The sequence below is a fragment of the Maritimimonas sp. 2304DJ26-3 genome, from assembly GCF_056591635.1.
In genome coordinates this window covers 195,281-213,226 of the sequence record NZ_JBWQOK010000004.1, presented here as the reverse complement: position 1 = coordinate 213,226, position 17,946 = coordinate 195,281, and the positions used below count along the sequence as shown (strand labels likewise).

Below are 17,946 nucleotides of genomic sequence, written 5' to 3'. Positions count from 1 at the left end.
AATGATAAAGTTCTTTCGAAAAATTAGATACGACCTTATGAGTGAAAACAAAATGGGTAAATACTTTAAATATGCTATAGGCGAAATTATACTGGTGGTAATAGGTATTCTTATTGCACTACAGATTAATAATTGGAATGAAGGGAGAAAAAATAATGTGAAAGAGCAACAAATATTAAGTCAACTAAAAGGTGAGTATACTTCTAATATTTTACAATTAGAGCAAAAAATTGCGCATCGGAAAAAAATGATTGCAGCCGCTAATAAAGTACTTCAATATATTGATGAACCAACCAATGTAAATAGTGACAGCCTAATTAATAAATTGAACATATATATTGGTACTCCAACTATAGAACCTATTCAAAACAATTTAATTAATTCAGGCGACATAAATCTAATTAAGAATAAAAAGTTAAAGCAATTATTAATTCATTGGCCTTCAGAGGTTCTTGGAGTACAAGAAATTGAACAGATATGGTTTACAAGAATGTGGGAATCAATTGTACCAATGTTTACCGAATTTGGCATATTGCGTAATGGATTTTTTAAATGGTGGAATGATGAACAAAATCTTAAATGGTTAAAGGAGAATACTAATGTAAATCCATTTCAAAAACCTAAATCCAGTAAGGCCTTAAGAACAAATGAAATTTTAAAAAGCAAAGAATTAGAAGGATTATCCTCTTTAGTTATTTCAGTTAATTATTCAGCCAACTTTCAATCTCAAGTATTACATAAACGCATTCTAGAAATTTTAGATTTATTAAATCAAGAAATTAAAAAATAATCAATGATTAAGTTCTTTAGAAAAATACGATTCAACCTAATGGAACAAAACAAAACAGGCAAATACCTAAAATATGCTATTGGTGAAATTATCCTTGTGGTCATTGGAATCCTTATCGCCTTGAATATTAGTAATTGGAATGAAAACAGAATTGCAAGAAACAAGGAAAAGTTGCTTCTAAAAGAATTAAATACTGAATTCAAACTCAACAGAATTGAATTTGATTCGGCACAATATTATCATAATAGGGCATTAAATTCTGCAGAATACATCATATCAAAATTTCCAATCGATTTAAAAACAATTGACTTTGACTCTTTAGGTTTACATAGTCATTATATGCGTTGGTATTATACATTTAATCCATCAGAAGGTATTACAAATGCGTTATCAAGTAGTTCGTCATATGATCTTATTTCCAATAATGATTTGCGTAAAACACTAATAAGTTGGCATGACATCCTTAAAGATTATCAAGAAGAAGAAATATTAGCTGTATCTAATTATAAAAACCACTTAAAACCTTATGAAAAAAAACACATGGCTTTTGGTTGGAATAATTATAATAACTCTTTTAATGACCCACGAATAGATCTTAGTTTTCTCGAAACTCTCGAGTTTGAAAATTATGTGCGTGATAGACATTTTGATCTTAAAGAAATTTTAGGTAGTGAGTCAGGTGAGGGAGATTTAGTTCTTAAAACAATAAACCAAATCATTGAATTGTCTGAAACTGATATTGATGATTAAATTCTTTAGACATATTCGCAAAACTTTAATCTCAGAGAACAAGATGGGAAAATACCTTAAATACGCCATTGGTGAAATACTTCTTGTAATGATAGGAATTCTCCTAGCACTGCAAGTAAATAACTGGAATGAAGATCGTATTAAATCCAATAAAGAAGCAGCCATTTTAGCAAATATTCATGAGGAGTTTAAGGCAAACAAAATTCAATTAGAAAGAGTTGTAAAAAGACATCAAGACGCACAAACTTATACTACTAAAATTATCAACCTTTTTCCTATAGCATCAATACCAGAACCAGCAGTTTTAGATTCATTATCTCATTATATGTGGAACTCTTTTGGAGGATATACTTTTAATCCTTCTCAAACAAGTATTACTGCGCTAATAAATACATCTTCTTTTGATATTATTAGTAATGACGAGTTAAGCAATCTATTAATCTCTTGGAACGATTTGGTGAAAGATTACCAAGAAGAAGAGAAATATGCCAAAGACTTTGCTGTAAATGACTATGAGGCTTTTTTCTCTAAACACTTTACATGGAATTTAAAGTTTAATGAGGATTCCCGAAATAACCTTAATGCTTTACTGAGTTCAGAATTTGATTATTTGACGCATAATAATTATGATCTACTCGATCAAATCTTGAATACAAGTGGTGAATTGGAATTGCTAGTTGAGAAGTTAGATAGAATAATTGAACTATCAGATCCTAATAACAATGATTAAGTTTTTTAGAAAAATACGATATAACCTTATGGAACAAAACAAAACAGGGAAGTACCTAAAATACGCTATTGGTGAGATTATCCTTGTTATGGTTGGTATCCTATTAGCCTTACAAGTGAATAATTGGAATGAACAAAAAAAGAGTATTAAAAAGGGTCGCGAAATTCTTGTTGATATAAGAGAAAATGTCAAGTCTAATACTGTTCAATTTCAAAACGATATAAATATTATAAGAGAGGTAATTAATTCAATAGACATTATATTAAATAATATAAAAATCACTAAAATTTATAACGACTCACTTGATAAACATTTTCGTCGGGTAACATATTGGGAAACATCAAGATGGAAATCTTCTGGTTATAAAGCTATTATATCTCATGGCGTTGAAATAATTGAATCAAAAGAACTTAGAGAAGCAATTATTGATTTATATGAAATTTCTTATCCAGAAATAGCAGAATACACAAGACTTGCTGAAGATATGAATGCATCATTGACACCTAAAATTATTGAATTTATTGAAAGAGAGTCAATTCCTTCTAAAAAATTTTTCGAGCTTAAATCTAAACCATTCGATTATCAAGAGGTTGTTGATTCAAGAATGTTTAGAAGTATTTTATCCTTTTTGCGTTCGTCGAGAGAAATAGATATTCAAACAAGAAATAGAGCAATAGATAAGAATCAGAAACTTATTAAACTAATTGATAATGAACTTAACCAATGATTAAGTTCTTCAGACATATACGCAGATCATTATTAGAACAAAACAAAATGGGTAAATACTTTAAATATGCAATTGGTGAAATTATTTTAGTAATGATAGGTATATTACTTGCCTTACAGGTTAATAACTGGAATAACCAAAGACTTGAAGCCAATAAAGAGCAAACTGTCTTAAAAAATTTACGCTCAGATTTTAACCATAACATTGCTGAATTTGACAGAATATATAACAGTACAGCAAACTCATATAAATCTTCATTAAAGCTGTTAGAGATTATTAAAGATGATAGTAAAATAAATCCAATTGAAATCGATTCATTATTCAACTCTATTATCAACGACTTTTATTCGCTTGATTTGAATTCGGCATCAATAGATGAAATAAAAAATTCAGGCTCCCTTAATATTATTAAAGATACTCAACTTAGAAAACAACTATCAAATTGGTCATTTATTGAAGCCGATTCTGAAGATGATATTGAAATATATTATAATTATATGTTCGATTTTTTTATTCCCTCTTTAACAAATAAGTTCATTTTAAGAAACATGGCTGTACCTGAGCGTTTAATAAAAAAAGTTGGCCTACCAAACATTTCCAACTCAAAATTTAGTATTGATTATGATAAGACTGTAAGAACACTCGAATTTGAGAATCAAGTATATAATAATGCATTAAATGTAGTTTATGTTTTGGATGCTTATAAGAAAATAGAGACATATCTAAATGATACCTTAAAACTCATAGATTCTAATATTAAATGATAAAATTCTTCCGTCATATACGTCGAACCTTAATATCAGAAAACAAAATGGGTAAGTACTTTAAATACGCAATTGGTGAAATATTACTTGTGGTAATTGGGATTTTAATTGCGCTTCAGATTAATAATTGGAATGAGCGCAGAAAAGAGAACATATTAGCATCTAATTACAGAAATAAGATTATCAATGATCTTAAAACAGATTTAACTAACATTGATAGTTTAATTACCGTAGGAAAGCAGAATGAAAAAGTAGTTAACGACTATTTTAATTACTTTGAAAATCAAGAACATACAAACATTCAAAAATTAATAGATTCATGCGAAAAAATTATTATTGATATAAATAAATACAGATATACTCCAAATAATTATACGCTTAATGATTTGCTGACCTCTGGAAATTCAACATTATTGAATGAAGAACAAAAGTCTGCTCTTGTCAATTTATCTAACACTCAAGAGTATTTTTTGATAGTTTTTGAAAAGAGCATATCAAGCATTATTGAATATGAGCGAAAAGCTAAAGCTTATCTAGATTTAGATATGTCATCAAGTAACTTTTTTGATAAAATTAATATGAAACAATCTGATGCAAATTTAGCACAAGGCTTATTATATCAACACAATGCATTGAGCTCATATTCAAGTTTGTTTTATCACACTGAAAGATTAAAAAAACGAATTTCTAAAGAAGCAGAAATTGCTATTCAGACCCTTAAAAACTAATTTTATTGATGATTAAATTCTTTAGACATATTCGTAAAACTCTAATCTCAGAAAATAAAATGAATAAATATTTTAAATATGCCATTGGAGAAATACTGCTTGTGGTAATTGGCATTTTGATAGCACTACAGATTAATAATTGGAATGAAAATCGCTTACAACGAAATGAAGAAAAAGTAATTCTTCAAAATTTAAAGGAAGATTATAAAAATGCCATCCTTGAGTTTCAATGGTTAAATAAAATTCGTGCTACTATTATTGAAGCCTCGAAGAAAATCACTGCCATTAATCCAAACGAAATAGACAAATACCCAACAAACTACTTAGATAGTATATTTAGTAAAACTTTGTCAGCGCCAACATTCAATAATGAGGCTGGATCTTTAAATGTTTTATTGACTTCAGGAAAAATAAATCTTATATCAAACGAAAACCTAAAGAACGAGCTTATAGCATGGCCCGGAGATGTTACCGATATGATTGAAGATGAAATTTCTCATAGAGAAATGTATATTGGACCGTATTCTGAAATTCTGGAAAGTTTCCTCTCTTGGAACGATTTAGTAAAACAGTACACCATGCCTGGAGTGCGTTTTAGGCAAATGAACCTTCAGGTTATGCCCGATAATCCAATAGTGTCGAGTGATTATGTTTCACTGCTCAACAACAAACGGTTTTTAAATTTATTAAGCCGTAGAGCCTCCTTCTGCGATATTTCAAATTATGAGACCGAAGATTTAATTAAGAAAGCTCAGAATATAATCAACCTAATTGACGAAGAACTCAAGCATTAAGACTTATGATTAAATTCTTCAGGCATATACGTCGAACCTTAATATCCGAAAACAAAATGGGCAAATATTTTAAATATGCTATTGGAGAAATACTGCTTGTAGTTATTGGTATTTTAATAGCATTGCAGATTAATAATTGGAATGAAAGCAGAAAAAATCGTGAGCTAGAACAAGATTACTATTGTAGAATTCTAGAAGATTTTCAACTAACCAAGAATCTTATAGAAGACACTAAAATAATTGTTGCTAAACAAATTGAACACGGGAAGCAAATATTAGTTGATTTACACAGGAGTGATAAAACGAAAAAAACGATACTAAATGATTGGCTAAAATTTATTAGACTTCAAAAATTTGTACCTAGTAATAACGCTTATCAGGATCTTTTATCATCAGGAAATTTAAAACTTCTTAAAGATGTAGAACTTAAAAATAGTTTAACTATCTATTTTGCTGATCTTGAAAACATTTTAACTCAAATAAATCAAAACCGAGACATGCTGGTAGAGAGCTCATATCAATTTAAGCCCGCAGAATTTGGGATTCAAAACTTTGAATATTTGACAGAATCGTTAGGGGAAGAAATAATTAATTTATTACCTAATGTTGATTGGGTTAATAATCCCCAGAGTGAAATTTTTAAAAAATTTCAAAATGATATGGTTTTAAATATTGCACTGTTAGAAAGACAAATACAGCATATTAACAGAATTGTCACTAAAATGGAGAAGCCGTTTGGGTTACTTGAAAAGAAATGTACAACAGATAAATCATGATTAAATTCTTCCGCCATATACGTCGAACCTTAATATCCGAAAACAAAATGGGCAAATACTTTAAATATGCTATTGGTGAAATATTACTGGTTGTAATTGGTATTTTGATAGCGTTACAGATTAATAATTGGAATGAAAACAGACTTCAACAAAAACAATTAATGGCTGTATATGAGCGCACGTTGATAGATATAGATAATGACATACAGGAGTTCACGGCAATCGTAAAACATCACGATAGCATTGAATATATTTTTAAAAAAGTGATTAATGATTCTATTACTCCGGATTTATTTGATGTTGGATTATCAAGGCTAATAACAGCAAATTCAGCCATAACAACTTTAAATACAGCAGGTGTAAATCAATTAAAATCGTTGAATACTAATGATAGTTTGTCTCTTAAAATAATTGAAATTTATGACCAAATGAAGCTTGTAATTATTGACAATTTGGAGATAGATATTAATCAGGAGAGTGAAGATTTACAAAAGATATTTATGGAGAAGTATGATTGGTATCCTGAATATATGAGTAAAACCATTATGCAAAATAATAGCAGTAAAGAATTACAAGATTATTTTCTTTACAGTAAAGAATATAAGCATCACGTTGTTAATAATTACAATTTAAGGTATGCCAATTATGTTGCCGCTTTAAAAATGTCAGTAAAAACCCTTAACGACATTACAGAAGAATTAAAAATAGTTTTAGACAAATCTTGAAATGATTAAATTCTTCCGCCATATACGTCGCTCACTCATAAACCAAAACAAAATGGGCAAATATTTTAAATATGCTATCGGTGAAATAATTCTTGTAGTTATCGGAATACTCATAGCACTTCAAATCAATACATGGAATACACAACGTATAGATAATAGTAAAGAACAAGAATATCTAAACAATCTTATAGAAGACATTAAAATTCAACAAGAGCTTGTGAGTAATCAGATTATTCATGAAAAAAAAATGAAATCAAAAGTTGAAAAAGCTCTGATTCATCTTAATTCAGAGATAATTAATGCCGATACTTTAAATACATATCTATCCGATATTACCAGAAAATCATTTGTGGTAAACGATCCTACCTTTCAAGATCTTAAAAGTTCTGGCAATATATTACTTATTAAAAACAACATTTTACGGAAAAATATTTTATCATTTTACCAATATTTAGATTATAGCGCACTGGTTATACAAACAAGTAACGAACAAGGCATTTCGGAGTTTAGAGATTTTCTACTAAAAAACCCAATAGTTAATTTAAACTATAAGGATACTGTAAAGGTAGCAGGTGATATAGATTGGTCAGTAAACACCATAACAATTCCTTGGGCAAAAAAATTACAAGAAAATAAGTTACAAGATAAAGAGTACCTGTTTGTGCTTCTTAATCATGTTGCTCAAAGAGGTCGAAATAGTAGCGTTCATATAGATATTATGCAACGTATGGAACAGCGCATTATAGACATGCGAAATAATATTCAAAATCACTTAAAAGAATGATCAAATTCTTTAGACATATTCGAAAATCATTATTAGAACAAAATAATATGGGCAAATATTTTAAATATGCTATTGGTGAAATCCTTCTTGTGGTCATAGGCATTCTCATCGCACTACAGATTAATAATTGGAATGAATCTAGAAAAGTAAACATTCAATTAAAATCTGCTTTGCAATCGGTCTATAATGATATGGTCTCTGATAGTCTTTTAGTGTATCAAGCCATGCCATTAGTCAATTCACGTGATAGTGTAATCAAAAATTTAATAAGCCGCTCATATGCTACAGAAACTAATCTAGACACTTTAATTACAATTATGCAAAACGAGTTTCCAGTACGTTGGTATAGCTCTCCAGCATATAATACCAATACGTTTGACAATTTAAAAAGTACGGGAGCTTTCGATATTCTTCCTAACGATATCAAGCTTTCTTTATCAAATTATTATACAACTGTAGAATCAAATGAAAATCTAATTAACGAATTATTAAATCAGTATCGTACGCATTTAGACGATTTTGTTAAACGCTACAATATTATTGGCAGATTATATGATGATAATTATAACAACAGCTATATGTACAATAGTACCTGGACGAATGTTGATGCTAAAGATTTCACACCAAGAACAGCAGTTTTATTTGCCGCTTATAATGTGTTATATAGAAATGCTAAATACGAGTTAGAAACCACACAAAAGAGCATTAGAGATATTTTACCGCAATTAAAACCGTATTTAAAATAATCGAATGATCAAATTCTTCCGTCATATTCGCAAATCATTAATCAACCAAAACAAAATGGGAAAATACTTTAAATACGCCATCGGTGAAATCATTCTTGTGGTGATTGGTATTCTTATAGCACTACAAATAAATAACTGGAATGAAATAAAAAAAGAACGTGCTAAAGAGCGAGCTTTTTTAAAAGAAATAAATCTAGATTTTAAATCTAATAAAACACAGCTTGACTCAATAATTAGTTACAACAAAGTAAGTTTACATGCAGCAGTTAGGCTACTAGAAATAATTGGAACATTTGACCTACAAAACCCTCAAAGAAATGAGACTAATGCTCATTTAGCAGATAGTATCAAAGTTTATAACCGTTTGGTATGGAGAAATAAATCATTTAATCCTAAAAATGGAGCTGTAGAAGCACTTTTAAATTCATCTTCTTTTGATCTTATAAAAAATGACACTTTAAGACGAAATTTAATTTCATGGAAAGATGTTTTAGGAGATTATTTAGAAGAAGAGCAGTTTGCAATTAATTTTCTATTCAATGAATATGGTCCATGGGCAAGGGCGAGTTTCGATCCAGATCTCACTGACGACCCTGAAAATACAAAGGCTCTTTTTAGTAAGCAACATAGAAATTTTATAAACCAAAGAGCAGGAGATTTATTTAATAATTTAAATACAGTAGAAGAAGAGGGTGTAATTGCTATGATTAATGATATTATTAGACTAACAGAACCTAAATAGAATGATTAAATTCTTCAGACATATCCGTCGTTCATTAATACAAGAAAACAAAATAGGTAAATATTTTAAATACGCCGTCGGTGAAATATTGCTTGTAGTTATTGGTATTCTGATCGCACTACAGATTAATACTTGGAATGAACAGCGTAAAGCTCATCAAACGGGTGTTCAGTATTTACAAGATATACGTAATGACCTTGAAAAAGATATTATTTTGATAGATGATATACTAAAAATACATGCACATAGTATAAGTATTATTACCAGTATTGACTCCGTTTTCCATAAAAAGCATTATTACGATACAGAGAAATTTAATAGCTTATTCATCAAACCAGACACTTTACATATTGAAGGAATATTTTACAGAGATCTTTCATTTAGATCTATTAATGGCACCTACAAATCTCTCATTTCTGATGGTAAATCTGGATTGATCAAGAATAGAGCTCTTTTTCAGGAAATTCAAAAAATATACAATGAATTTCATGAACGTGTCACGAGTGTGTATACGAGCTTGAAAGATCAAGAATCTAAGATCGTTTGGGCCTACCCTAAGGAAAAGCAACATTGGACCTACACAGATCTAAAAAAGTCAAAAGATCAAAAAATTTTTGCAGATCTTTTAAACTTCACGGAAGAAAAATATTTCTATGCTCAGAATCTGACTGATTTAAGGAAAAAAACCCAGCAGGTTATTGAATTAATTGATAAAGAATTATCTAATGATTAAGCTTTTCAGAAAAATCCGCCAAAAATTACTTGCTGAAAATCGCTTCAGCAAATACCTTATTTACGCCGTTGGCGAAATTATACTTGTGGTCATTGGTATTTTGCTAGCTCTACAGATTAACTCCTGGAATCAAAATTACCAAGACTCAAAAAGGGAATTGCTTGTTTTAAAGAAGCTTAAAACTAATATTCAAACCGACACGACATCCTTTCGTCGAGGAATTGCTCGTATCGAACGTTATTTAAATAAATTAAATGTGATAGAGAATGAAATGAACAATAATGAATTAGATAAATTTTCAATTGATATAACACTACCATTATTGGCCCTTATCAGGATAGATTTACAAACTACGGCTTGGGAAAATCTAAAGTCCACTGGAGAAATCAATTTAATAAAAAACACTGAGATGATTGATTCTTTGGAAAATTATTACATTCAATTTGAATATAATTCAAATGCTTGGACTGAAGGATTTACAGATTATAACAGAAATATTATAGCTCCTAAATTTTTCGAATTAGACGACTTTTCTATGTTTTCTCCTAATTCTGACTCTATTAATAATGATATTCAAAAAAAACGGCCATTTACGTATGGTCAAAACACATTCTTTAGAAATGCTTTTAGATATAGAAAAGGAGCATTACAAAGTATTTTTATAGCTTTTAATGAAGATTTATCAAGAGCAACAAACGTGTTAAATATGCTAGATGATGAGATAAAAAAATAACAAATGATTAAATTCTTACGTCATATACGTCGTTCATTAATTAACCAAAATAACATGGGAAAATACTTTAAATATGCTGTTGGCGAGATTCTTTTAGTAGTAATCGGGATCTTAATTGCATTACAGATTAACAATTGGAATCAAAAACAAAGTCAAGAAGCAACACTCAAGCAATTTTTAGTAGAATTTAAAGATGAGTTGAGATTAAACATCAAAGATTTTAGGATTGATTTAAAAACAATCGAAAAAGAAATGAAGATAAAGAACAACCTTCTCCTAAACTCTCGCTTAGATACAATTTCATCAGATTCAATAGAACAAGCACTAGATACAAGATACTTAAGAGTAGCTTACAATCCTTCTTTATTGAAACGCTTTGAAAATTCGCAAATTACTTCTTATGGAAAATACGATTCTATATTTATAGCACTACAAGAATTCTATGGATATCACTGGCCTGAATTTGAAAAATTAAAAAAATGGCATAATGATCAAGTTGATTTTGAAGATCGCTTTTGGCGATATGAACAGAATTCTTATGAGCTTAAACTAGAAAATCCCAATAATGCAATTAGTAGTAGTGAATCTATAAGAAAAAAAGAACTCCTTAAGCTATTAAAATCTCCTAGAGTTAGAAATATGTTGAAACAAGATTATGGCCGAAAAAGTTTTTTCATAAATCAAATCAAATTTTATATCAAAATAGCAGAAGACTATCACAAAAATATCAATGAATTATTAGAATGATAAAGTTCTTTGAACATATTAATAGCACACAAATATATTATACAAATTCTTTAGTCATACTCATGTTGCTATTTGGTTGTAAAGAAGAACAAACATTGCCAGACCCATTAGAAGCAGGTTGGAAAGGCAAAGCCGTTTGCGAAGTGTTAGAAGATAACAAAGAATTGAGGGTATTAAAATGTACGTTTGAGCCAGGCGTAGGGCACGAAAAGCATTATCATAATCCACATTTTGGGTATACACTTGCTGGTGGAAAATTTAAAATTACAGACGCCACCGGAACACGAGAAGTTGATGTACCAACAGGCTATAGCTTTAGTAATAAAGAAATCACTACGCATGAGGTGTTAAATATTGGAAAAACCACCGCTGTGTTTCTAATTATGGAATATAAATAAAAAGAAAAGCCGAGCAATTTGCTCGGCTTTTTATACTTAATGACACTCTGTGTTTATCCTCCAAAGTCATCGAATCTGATACTTTCGTCTGGTATACCAAAATCTTCACCCATTTTTTGAACAGCTTTGTTCATTAATGGTGGCCCACAGAAATACAATTCTATATCTTCTGGTGCTTCATGATGATTCAAATAATTATCGATCACACAATTGTGAATAAAACCAACAAATCCATCACCTTCACCATCAATACCGTCTTTTACTTTCCAGTTATCTTCTTCCAATGGTTCAGATAACGCCAAGTAAAATTTAAAGTTTGGGAACTCTTTTTCTAACGCATAAAAATGCTCTAGGTAGAATAATTCACGTTTAGAACGACCACCATACCAATAGGTTACTTTTCTGCCAGTTTTTAATGTTTTGAATAAATGATATAAATGCGAACGCATCGGTGCCATACCTGCTCCACCACCTACATATAACATTTCGGCATCAGATTCATTGATAAAGAACTCGCCATAAGGCCCAGAAATTGTTACTTTATCTCCTGGTTTTTGCGCAAAAATATATGATGAAGCTACACCAGGATTTACATCCATCCATCCGTTTTTATTGCGATCCCATGGCGGAGTTGCAATACGAACGTTTAACATAATCTCACGCCCTTCTGCAGGATAAGAGGCCATAGAATAAGCACGCTCTACCGTCTCGGTATTTTTCATTACCAATGGCCATAAACCAAATTTATCCCACTCAGCTTGAAACTTATCTGGTGTTTCATGCTCCTCTGGGTGTGCAGTAATATCGATGTCTTTATAATTAATGGTACAGTTAGGGATTTCAATCTGAATATATCCACCCGCTTTATACCCCATATCTTCAGGAATTTCTACAACGAATTCCTTAATAAACGATGCTACATTATAATTACGAACAACGGTCGCTTCCCACTTTTTAATACCAAACACCTCTTCTGGTATGGTAATATTCATGTCTTGCTTCACTTTAACTTGACAAGACAAACGAGCGCCTGCTTTTAATTCTTTACGTGTAAAGTGTGGTGTTTCTGTTGGTAAAGCTTCACCTCCGCCTTCTAAAACATGACATTCACACTGAATACATGTACCACCACCACCACAAGCAGATGGCAAAAATATTTTTTGTCCACCTAATGTCGTTAATAGAGAATCACCAGATGGAACCTCAATTTCTTTTTCGCCATTAATGGTGATCTTTACTGGCCCAGAAGGTGCTAATTTTTGTTTAACAAATAATAATAGGCCAACCAATAATAATGTAATTGCCATAAATGCAACTACCGTGGCTAGAATTACTCCTGTTGTACTAACTGCTAAAAACATATTATTGATTTAATGCTGTTGTATTATTTTCAATTTCTTCTTTCAATTCTTCTTTAGGCTCATCCTCAATTTTAACGACTTCTTCTATCTTTTCTTTACCATTTCCTTCATCACCAGTTAACATACCACCAAAACTTAAGAAACCAATACCCATTAATCCGGTAATTATAAATGTAATACCTAATCCTCTTAACGGAGCAGGAACTGCCGAATAACGAATCTTTTCACGGATAGCTGCAATAGCTAGGATGGCTAAGAACCAACCTATACCAGAACTCACACCGTAATTCAATGCCAAACCTAATGTAGGAATCTCACGTGCTTGCATAAATAATGAACCACCTAAAATGGCACAGTTTACAGCAATAAGAGGCAAGAATATACCTAATGAATTATATAATGCCGGAGCAAATTTTTCTACAATGATCTCTACCAATTGTACCATGGTTGCAATAGTTGCAATAAACATGATAAACGATAAGAAACTTAAATCGTAATCTGCATATTCTGGGCCCATAGTTTTTGCTAAAGCGCCAGGTTGTAATATATATTGATCTAACAACCAGTTTAAAGGTACAGTTACTGCTAGTACAAAGATTACCGCGGCACCTAAACCAACTGCTGTTGATACTTTTTTAGATACAGCTAGGTAAGAACACATTCCTAAGAATGTGGCAAATACCATATTCTGTATAAAAACCGACTTAAAAAATATTTCTAAATGTTCCATATCTTAATGATCTTCTACTAATGCAGGATTTTTAGTACGCTGCACCCAAATTAATATTCCTACTATAATCAATGCCATAGGCGATAATAACATAAATCCATTATTCTCATATCCTAAAGCGTATAAACCTGTTTTTGCAATTGGATCACCCAATACTGGGAATCCTAATAAAGTTCCTGATCCTAGTAATTCTCTAAAAAATCCAACAATGATCAATATCAAACCGTAACCTGCCGCATTTCCTATCCCGTCAAGGAAAGATCTCCATGTACCATTAGCCAAAGCAAAGGCTTCAAAACGTCCCATAATGATACAATTGGTAATAATCAATCCGATAAATACTGCTAACTCTTTACTCAAAGCATACGAATAGGCTTTTAGAACCTGATCAACAATAATTACCAAAGACGCAACTACAATTAACTGAACGATGATTCTAATCTTAGAAGGAATGATATTCCGCATAAGCGAAATCACCACATTACCAACACCCATTACAAAAAACACTGCCAAGGTCATTACAATAGATGCCTTTAATTGTGCCGTAATTGCCAGTGCCGAACAAATACCTAATACCTGAATGGTAATGGGGTTATTATCTGTTAACGGATCAGTAACTAATTTTCTATTTTTCTTAGAAAACAAAGGTTCGCTCGGAGTCTTTACTACTTTTTCTTGCTCTGCTACTTCTGCCATTTGTTATTTCTTTAAAGTATTAAAATAAGGTAGATACATTGCTAAATCTTTTTTGATCATTGCCGTAACACCATCGCCAGTAATGGTAGCTCCTGCAATAGCATCAACCTCATTATCTGTTTTATCGTTGTTTGTAGGGTCATTATTTCCTTTTGCTACAGTAATTCCTTTGAATTCTCCATTAGAAAATAAGGATTCACCCTGAAAGTCGTCTCTAAAATATCCTTCTGTGATATTAGCACCCAAGCCAGGTGTTTCAGCTTTATGATCGAAATAAGCACCTTTTACAGTTTCTAAGTCTTCTTCTAAAGCTACATATGCCCAAATTGCATCCCAAAGACCAACTCCTCTAATTGGTACGATATAGAATTTTTTTCCATCATTTTCACCAACAAATAAAGGAAGTTTTCTAGTATAATCACCTGACTTTGCCTTATCTGCTTCCTTTTTAATATCAATTAAATAAGCTTGGTCATCTTCTGTAGCTGTTGTACCTTCTATATAATATTGCTTTGTAATATACTTTTCGAACTCAGCTGAAGCCTTATCGGCTGAAACAAAACTATTAGCATCGGATTCATCACCAGAAACTGTAGCCTCGTTTACACCCATAGCAAACAAAATATTTTGTTGCTTTTCGGTTTTCATATTCTGAGTAATTGTAGGCTTCAAATACGATGCTGTAAATGCCAGCAGCGAACCAACTACAGTTACCATTGCAATTGCAAATAGAACTGTGTATAAATTACCATCTGTTTTCTTAGCCATAACTTATGCTGTTTTTGCTTTTAAACGTTTTAGTCTTCTCTTAACATTACCTTGAACCACATAATGGTCAATTGTTGGTGCAAATACATTCATTAATAGAATTGCCAACATTACACCTTCTGGGTAAGCAGGATTAAATACTCTAATCATTACTGATATAAAACCAATTAAGAAACCATAAATCCATTTACCTCTATTGGTTTGTGATGCCGTTACTGGGTCAGTAGCCATGTATACAATACCAAAAGCCAGACCACCAATTAATAAATGTTGCCAAAAATCTACAGACATTAATCCGTAGAATTTACTTCCGCTAGTGATCCAACCAGCATCTACAACTTGATTAAATATGAAGCCCATTATCAACGCACCTAGTACGGCACTTAGCATGATTCTCCAGCTTCCTATCTTCGTAAATGTTAAGAATAGACCTCCTAAAAGGATCAATAAAGTCGATGTTTCACCAACTGAACCTGGTATAAAGCCCATAAAAGATTCCCAAGTATTATAGCTTGGTGTAATATTTTGTGCCAGACTACCGAGCATAGTTTCACCTGAAATTGCATCTGGTTGCCCTACTCTATTCACAGCATCGTGTACCCAAACTTTATCGCCACTCATCCAAGTAGGATACGCAAAGAATAAGAATGCTCTTACTGTTAAGGCTGGGTTTAAAATGTTCATACCCGTACCACCAAATACTTCTTTACCGATAACTACACCAAAAATAACTGCAACTGCTAACATCCATAATGGAATATCTACAGGAACAATTAATGGCACTAACATACCAGTAACTAAGTATCCTTCTTCAACTTCGTGTCCTTTAATAACAGCAAATACGAATTCTACTGCTAAACCAACTCCGTAAGAAACTAGTACTAATGGTAAAATTTTAGTTAAACCAATTAGAAAATTGTTCATATTCCAGAATTCACCACTAAAGAAACTAGTCGCTCTTTCTATTTCACCAGCCGCTAAATAGTGTTGATAACCTGCATTGAACATACCAAAAATAAGACATGGTATTAGCGCCATGATCACAATATTCATAGTACGTTTTAGATCATCTGCAGCTTTTATATGAGTACCACCATGTGTAGTCTCATTTGGTAAATACAAAAAAGTATGGATCGCGTTAAACGCAGGTGCCATTTTAGTGCCTTTGTACTTCTCTTTTAAATTATGTAAGTTTTGTTTTAATCCCATAACGTGTTAACCTATTTCTTCTAGCATTAAGTCTAAACCTTCTCTAATAATATGTTGATGTGGTTGCTTAGAAACACAGATAAATTCTGTTAAAGCAAAATCTTCTGGTGCAACCTCGTACATACCCAATGCTTCCATCTCGTCTAAATCTTTATACAAACATGCCTTTAAGATTTGCATCGGATAGATATCTAAGGGAAATACTTCTTCGTAAGAACCTGTTAATACAAAAGCTCTATGTTCTCCATTAGTATTTGTATTTAGATCGTATTTTTTCTTAGGGTTTAACCAAGAAAATGTTAATGCTCTAGAGTTCGATATCTTATTAAAGATTGGCTTGTTCCAACCAAAGAATTCATAATCATCACCTTCCGGAATTGCAGTAATCTGATTATCATAGTAACCTAAGAATCCTTCTTTGGTTACTTGTGTGCCAGATAATACGTTACCACTAATGATTCGCTCGTTTTGCTCGTCTAAATTATCAACAACTAAATCTTCAATTTTAGCACCAGCAATTGTTTTTACATATTGTGGTCTGATAATTTTAGATCCTGTTAAAGCAACTAAACGTTTCGCATTGAACTTACCAGTCAATAATAACTCGCCAATAATTACCAAGTCTTGTGGATTTACCACCCAAACTGTTTCACCTTTATTGATTGGATCAGTTTTAGCAATTAAAGTACTCACATTTCCGCTTGGATGTGGTCCTGAAACTTTATGCAATATAACTCCTGAAAGATTTGCTAATGGATTACTAGCATTCTTACCAACACCAATATGAACCTTACCTTCGGTTAGTTTTGCTAAAGCAGAAACAGCAGCTTGTAATTCAGCATCCTTACCAGCCAATACATAATCTAGATCAGCCGCTAATGGAGCACTTGCATAACCAGAGATAAAGATTGCCTTAGGCGTTTTATCTGGGTTTGCAACCACGTCATATGGACGTTGCTTAATAAATGGCCAGCAACCAGAAGCTAGTAAATGAGCTTTTAATTCATCACCATTCATATTGGCTGCATCTTTTTTACCAAAATCTTGATATTGCTGAGTTTTATCAGCTAAAATCTTAATCTCTAAAACTTTTCGTTTAGCACCACGAACTATCTCAACTACTTCACCACTTACTGGAGATGGAAATAGAACTTGATCGTTAGCTTTAGAATGAAATAAAGCTTCACCAGCTTTTACTTCGTTACCAACTTTTACTAAGAGTTTTGGAGTTATTTTATGAAAATCGTCTGGCTTTACGGCGTACACACTACTTAAAGGAAGATTGGTAGTTGTCTTTTCAGCCTCGCCAACAAGCTTAATATCTAAGCCCTTTTTAATACGAATGTCTGTTGACATATTTATAAATTGAAATTTATTGTCTTTAAAAGAGGTGCAAATTTAAAAATTTTGTCTGTGTTTTTTAAGCATTTAGCTGGTTTAAAACATTATTTATATTTATTCTAAATAAGCTAGTTCCAAATACTAATTCTGTTTCGCTATTTTTGTTTTCTAAAA

The 17,946-nt window shown here is 31.5% G+C and carries 22 protein-coding genes; 16 read left to right on the top strand and 6 right to left on the bottom strand.

Going from position 1 to position 17,946, the window contains the following annotated elements; translation table 11 throughout:
- Position 1: 1 nt before the first annotated feature.
- The 16 genes from AC1EUV_RS12695 to AC1EUV_RS12620 are packed head-to-tail and all read left to right on the top strand — an operon-like array spanning position 2 to position 11,667.
- A complete protein-coding gene (locus AC1EUV_RS12695; protein WP_480199093.1) occupies positions 2 to 790 on the top strand; it encodes a DUF6090 family protein in 789 nt (262 codons plus the stop codon).
- Between the two features lie 3 nt (positions 791 to 793).
- Positions 794 to 1,540 carry a DUF6090 family protein gene (locus tag AC1EUV_RS12690; protein WP_480199092.1) on the top strand — a complete coding sequence of 249 codons (747 nt, stop codon included), beginning with the start codon at positions 794 to 796 and terminating at the stop codon, positions 1,538 to 1,540.
- On the top strand, positions 1,533 to 2,270 hold the full coding sequence (locus AC1EUV_RS12685) for a DUF6090 family protein (RefSeq protein WP_480199091.1): 738 nt from the start codon (positions 1,533 to 1,535) through the stop codon (positions 2,268 to 2,270). Before AC1EUV_RS12690 ends, AC1EUV_RS12685 begins: the two co-directional genes overlap by 8 nt.
- 28 nt (positions 2,271 to 2,298) lie before the next feature.
- A complete protein-coding gene (locus tag AC1EUV_RS12680) occupies positions 2,299 to 2,997 on the top strand; it encodes a DUF6090 family protein (protein ID WP_480199090.1) in 699 nt (232 codons plus the stop codon).
- Positions 2,994 to 3,761: a DUF6090 family protein gene (locus AC1EUV_RS12675; RefSeq protein WP_480199089.1), complete on the top strand. Its 768-nt coding sequence runs from the start codon at positions 2,994 to 2,996 to the stop codon at positions 3,759 to 3,761. The genes AC1EUV_RS12680 and AC1EUV_RS12675 overlap by 4 nt, the downstream gene beginning before the upstream one ends.
- Entirely contained in the window at positions 3,758 to 4,489 is a 732-nt protein-coding gene (locus AC1EUV_RS12670; protein ID WP_480199088.1) for a DUF6090 family protein, read from the top strand. Before AC1EUV_RS12675 ends, AC1EUV_RS12670 begins: the two co-directional genes overlap by 4 nt.
- Before the next feature lie 8 nt (positions 4,490 to 4,497).
- Positions 4,498 to 5,283 (top strand): DUF6090 family protein, encoded by a 786-nt coding sequence (locus AC1EUV_RS12665; protein ID WP_480199087.1) that lies wholly within the window; start codon positions 4,498 to 4,500, stop codon positions 5,281 to 5,283.
- Positions 5,284 to 5,288: 5 nt separating this feature from the next.
- On the top strand, positions 5,289 to 6,059 hold the full coding sequence (locus AC1EUV_RS12660; protein WP_480199086.1) for a DUF6090 family protein: 771 nt from the start codon (positions 5,289 to 5,291) through the stop codon (positions 6,057 to 6,059).
- Positions 6,056 to 6,784 carry a hypothetical protein gene (locus AC1EUV_RS12655; RefSeq protein ID WP_480199085.1) on the top strand — a complete coding sequence of 243 codons (729 nt, stop codon included), beginning with the start codon at positions 6,056 to 6,058 and terminating at the stop codon, positions 6,782 to 6,784. Before AC1EUV_RS12660 ends, AC1EUV_RS12655 begins: the two co-directional genes overlap by 4 nt.
- Positions 6,785 to 6,836: 52 nt before the next feature.
- On the top strand, positions 6,837 to 7,568 hold the full coding sequence (locus AC1EUV_RS12650; protein ID WP_480199084.1) for a DUF6090 family protein: 732 nt from the start codon (positions 6,837 to 6,839) through the stop codon (positions 7,566 to 7,568).
- Entirely contained in the window at positions 7,565 to 8,314 is a 750-nt protein-coding gene (locus AC1EUV_RS12645) for a DUF6090 family protein (protein WP_480199083.1), read from the top strand. Before AC1EUV_RS12650 ends, AC1EUV_RS12645 begins: the two co-directional genes overlap by 4 nt.
- Before the next feature lie 4 nt (positions 8,315 to 8,318).
- On the top strand, positions 8,319 to 9,056 hold the full coding sequence (locus AC1EUV_RS12640) for a DUF6090 family protein (protein WP_480199082.1): 738 nt from the start codon (positions 8,319 to 8,321) through the stop codon (positions 9,054 to 9,056).
- Position 9,057: 1 nt separating this feature from the next.
- Positions 9,058 to 9,789 carry a DUF6090 family protein gene (locus tag AC1EUV_RS12635; protein ID WP_480199081.1) on the top strand — a complete coding sequence of 244 codons (732 nt, stop codon included), beginning with the start codon at positions 9,058 to 9,060 and terminating at the stop codon, positions 9,787 to 9,789.
- Entirely contained in the window at positions 9,782 to 10,522 is a 741-nt protein-coding gene (locus AC1EUV_RS12630; protein WP_480199080.1) for a hypothetical protein, read from the top strand. The genes AC1EUV_RS12635 and AC1EUV_RS12630 overlap by 8 nt, the downstream gene beginning before the upstream one ends.
- A gap of 3 nt (positions 10,523 to 10,525) precedes the next feature.
- The gene (locus AC1EUV_RS12625; protein WP_480199079.1) at positions 10,526 to 11,269 is read left to right on the top strand and encodes a DUF6090 family protein; all 744 of its coding nucleotides are present in this window, start codon (positions 10,526 to 10,528) and stop codon (positions 11,267 to 11,269) included.
- Positions 11,266 to 11,667: a cupin domain-containing protein gene (locus AC1EUV_RS12620; protein WP_480199078.1), complete on the top strand. Its 402-nt coding sequence runs from the start codon at positions 11,266 to 11,268 to the stop codon at positions 11,665 to 11,667. Before AC1EUV_RS12625 ends, AC1EUV_RS12620 begins: the two co-directional genes overlap by 4 nt.
- A 53-nt stretch (positions 11,668 to 11,720) precedes the next feature.
- Here AC1EUV_RS12620 and nqrF read toward each other — a convergent pair whose 3' ends face one another.
- From nqrF to AC1EUV_RS12590, 6 genes are read right to left on the bottom strand one after another with little or no spacing between them, the layout of a single operon-like run.
- The gene (gene nqrF / locus AC1EUV_RS12615; protein ID WP_480199077.1) at positions 11,721 to 13,028 is read right to left on the bottom strand and encodes an NADH:ubiquinone reductase (Na(+)-transporting) subunit F; all 1,308 of its coding nucleotides are present in this window, start codon (positions 13,026 to 13,028) and stop codon (positions 11,721 to 11,723) included.
- Position 13,029: 1 nt separating this feature from the next.
- Positions 13,030 to 13,758 (bottom strand): NADH:ubiquinone reductase (Na(+)-transporting) subunit E, encoded by a 729-nt coding sequence (gene nqrE / locus AC1EUV_RS12610; protein WP_480199076.1) that lies wholly within the window; start codon positions 13,756 to 13,758, stop codon positions 13,030 to 13,032.
- 3 nt (positions 13,759 to 13,761) lie between these two features.
- Complete coding sequence (locus AC1EUV_RS12605) at positions 13,762 to 14,454, bottom strand: NADH:ubiquinone reductase (Na(+)-transporting) subunit D (protein ID WP_480199075.1); 693 nt, start codon at positions 14,452 to 14,454, stop codon at positions 13,762 to 13,764.
- Positions 14,455 to 14,457: 3 nt separating this feature from the next.
- Positions 14,458 to 15,222, bottom strand: coding sequence for a Na(+)-translocating NADH-quinone reductase subunit C (locus tag AC1EUV_RS12600; RefSeq protein ID WP_480199074.1), 765 nt, complete (start codon positions 15,220 to 15,222; stop codon positions 14,458 to 14,460).
- Positions 15,223 to 15,225: 3 nt separating this feature from the next.
- Positions 15,226 to 16,431, bottom strand: a complete 1,206-nt coding sequence (locus tag AC1EUV_RS12595) for an NADH:ubiquinone reductase (Na(+)-transporting) subunit B (RefSeq protein WP_480199073.1) — start codon at positions 16,429 to 16,431, stop codon at positions 15,226 to 15,228.
- A gap of 6 nt (positions 16,432 to 16,437) precedes the next feature.
- Positions 16,438 to 17,787: a Na(+)-translocating NADH-quinone reductase subunit A gene (locus tag AC1EUV_RS12590; RefSeq protein ID WP_480199072.1), complete on the bottom strand. Its 1,350-nt coding sequence runs from the start codon at positions 17,785 to 17,787 to the stop codon at positions 16,438 to 16,440.
- Positions 17,788 to 17,946 lie beyond the last annotated feature (159 nt).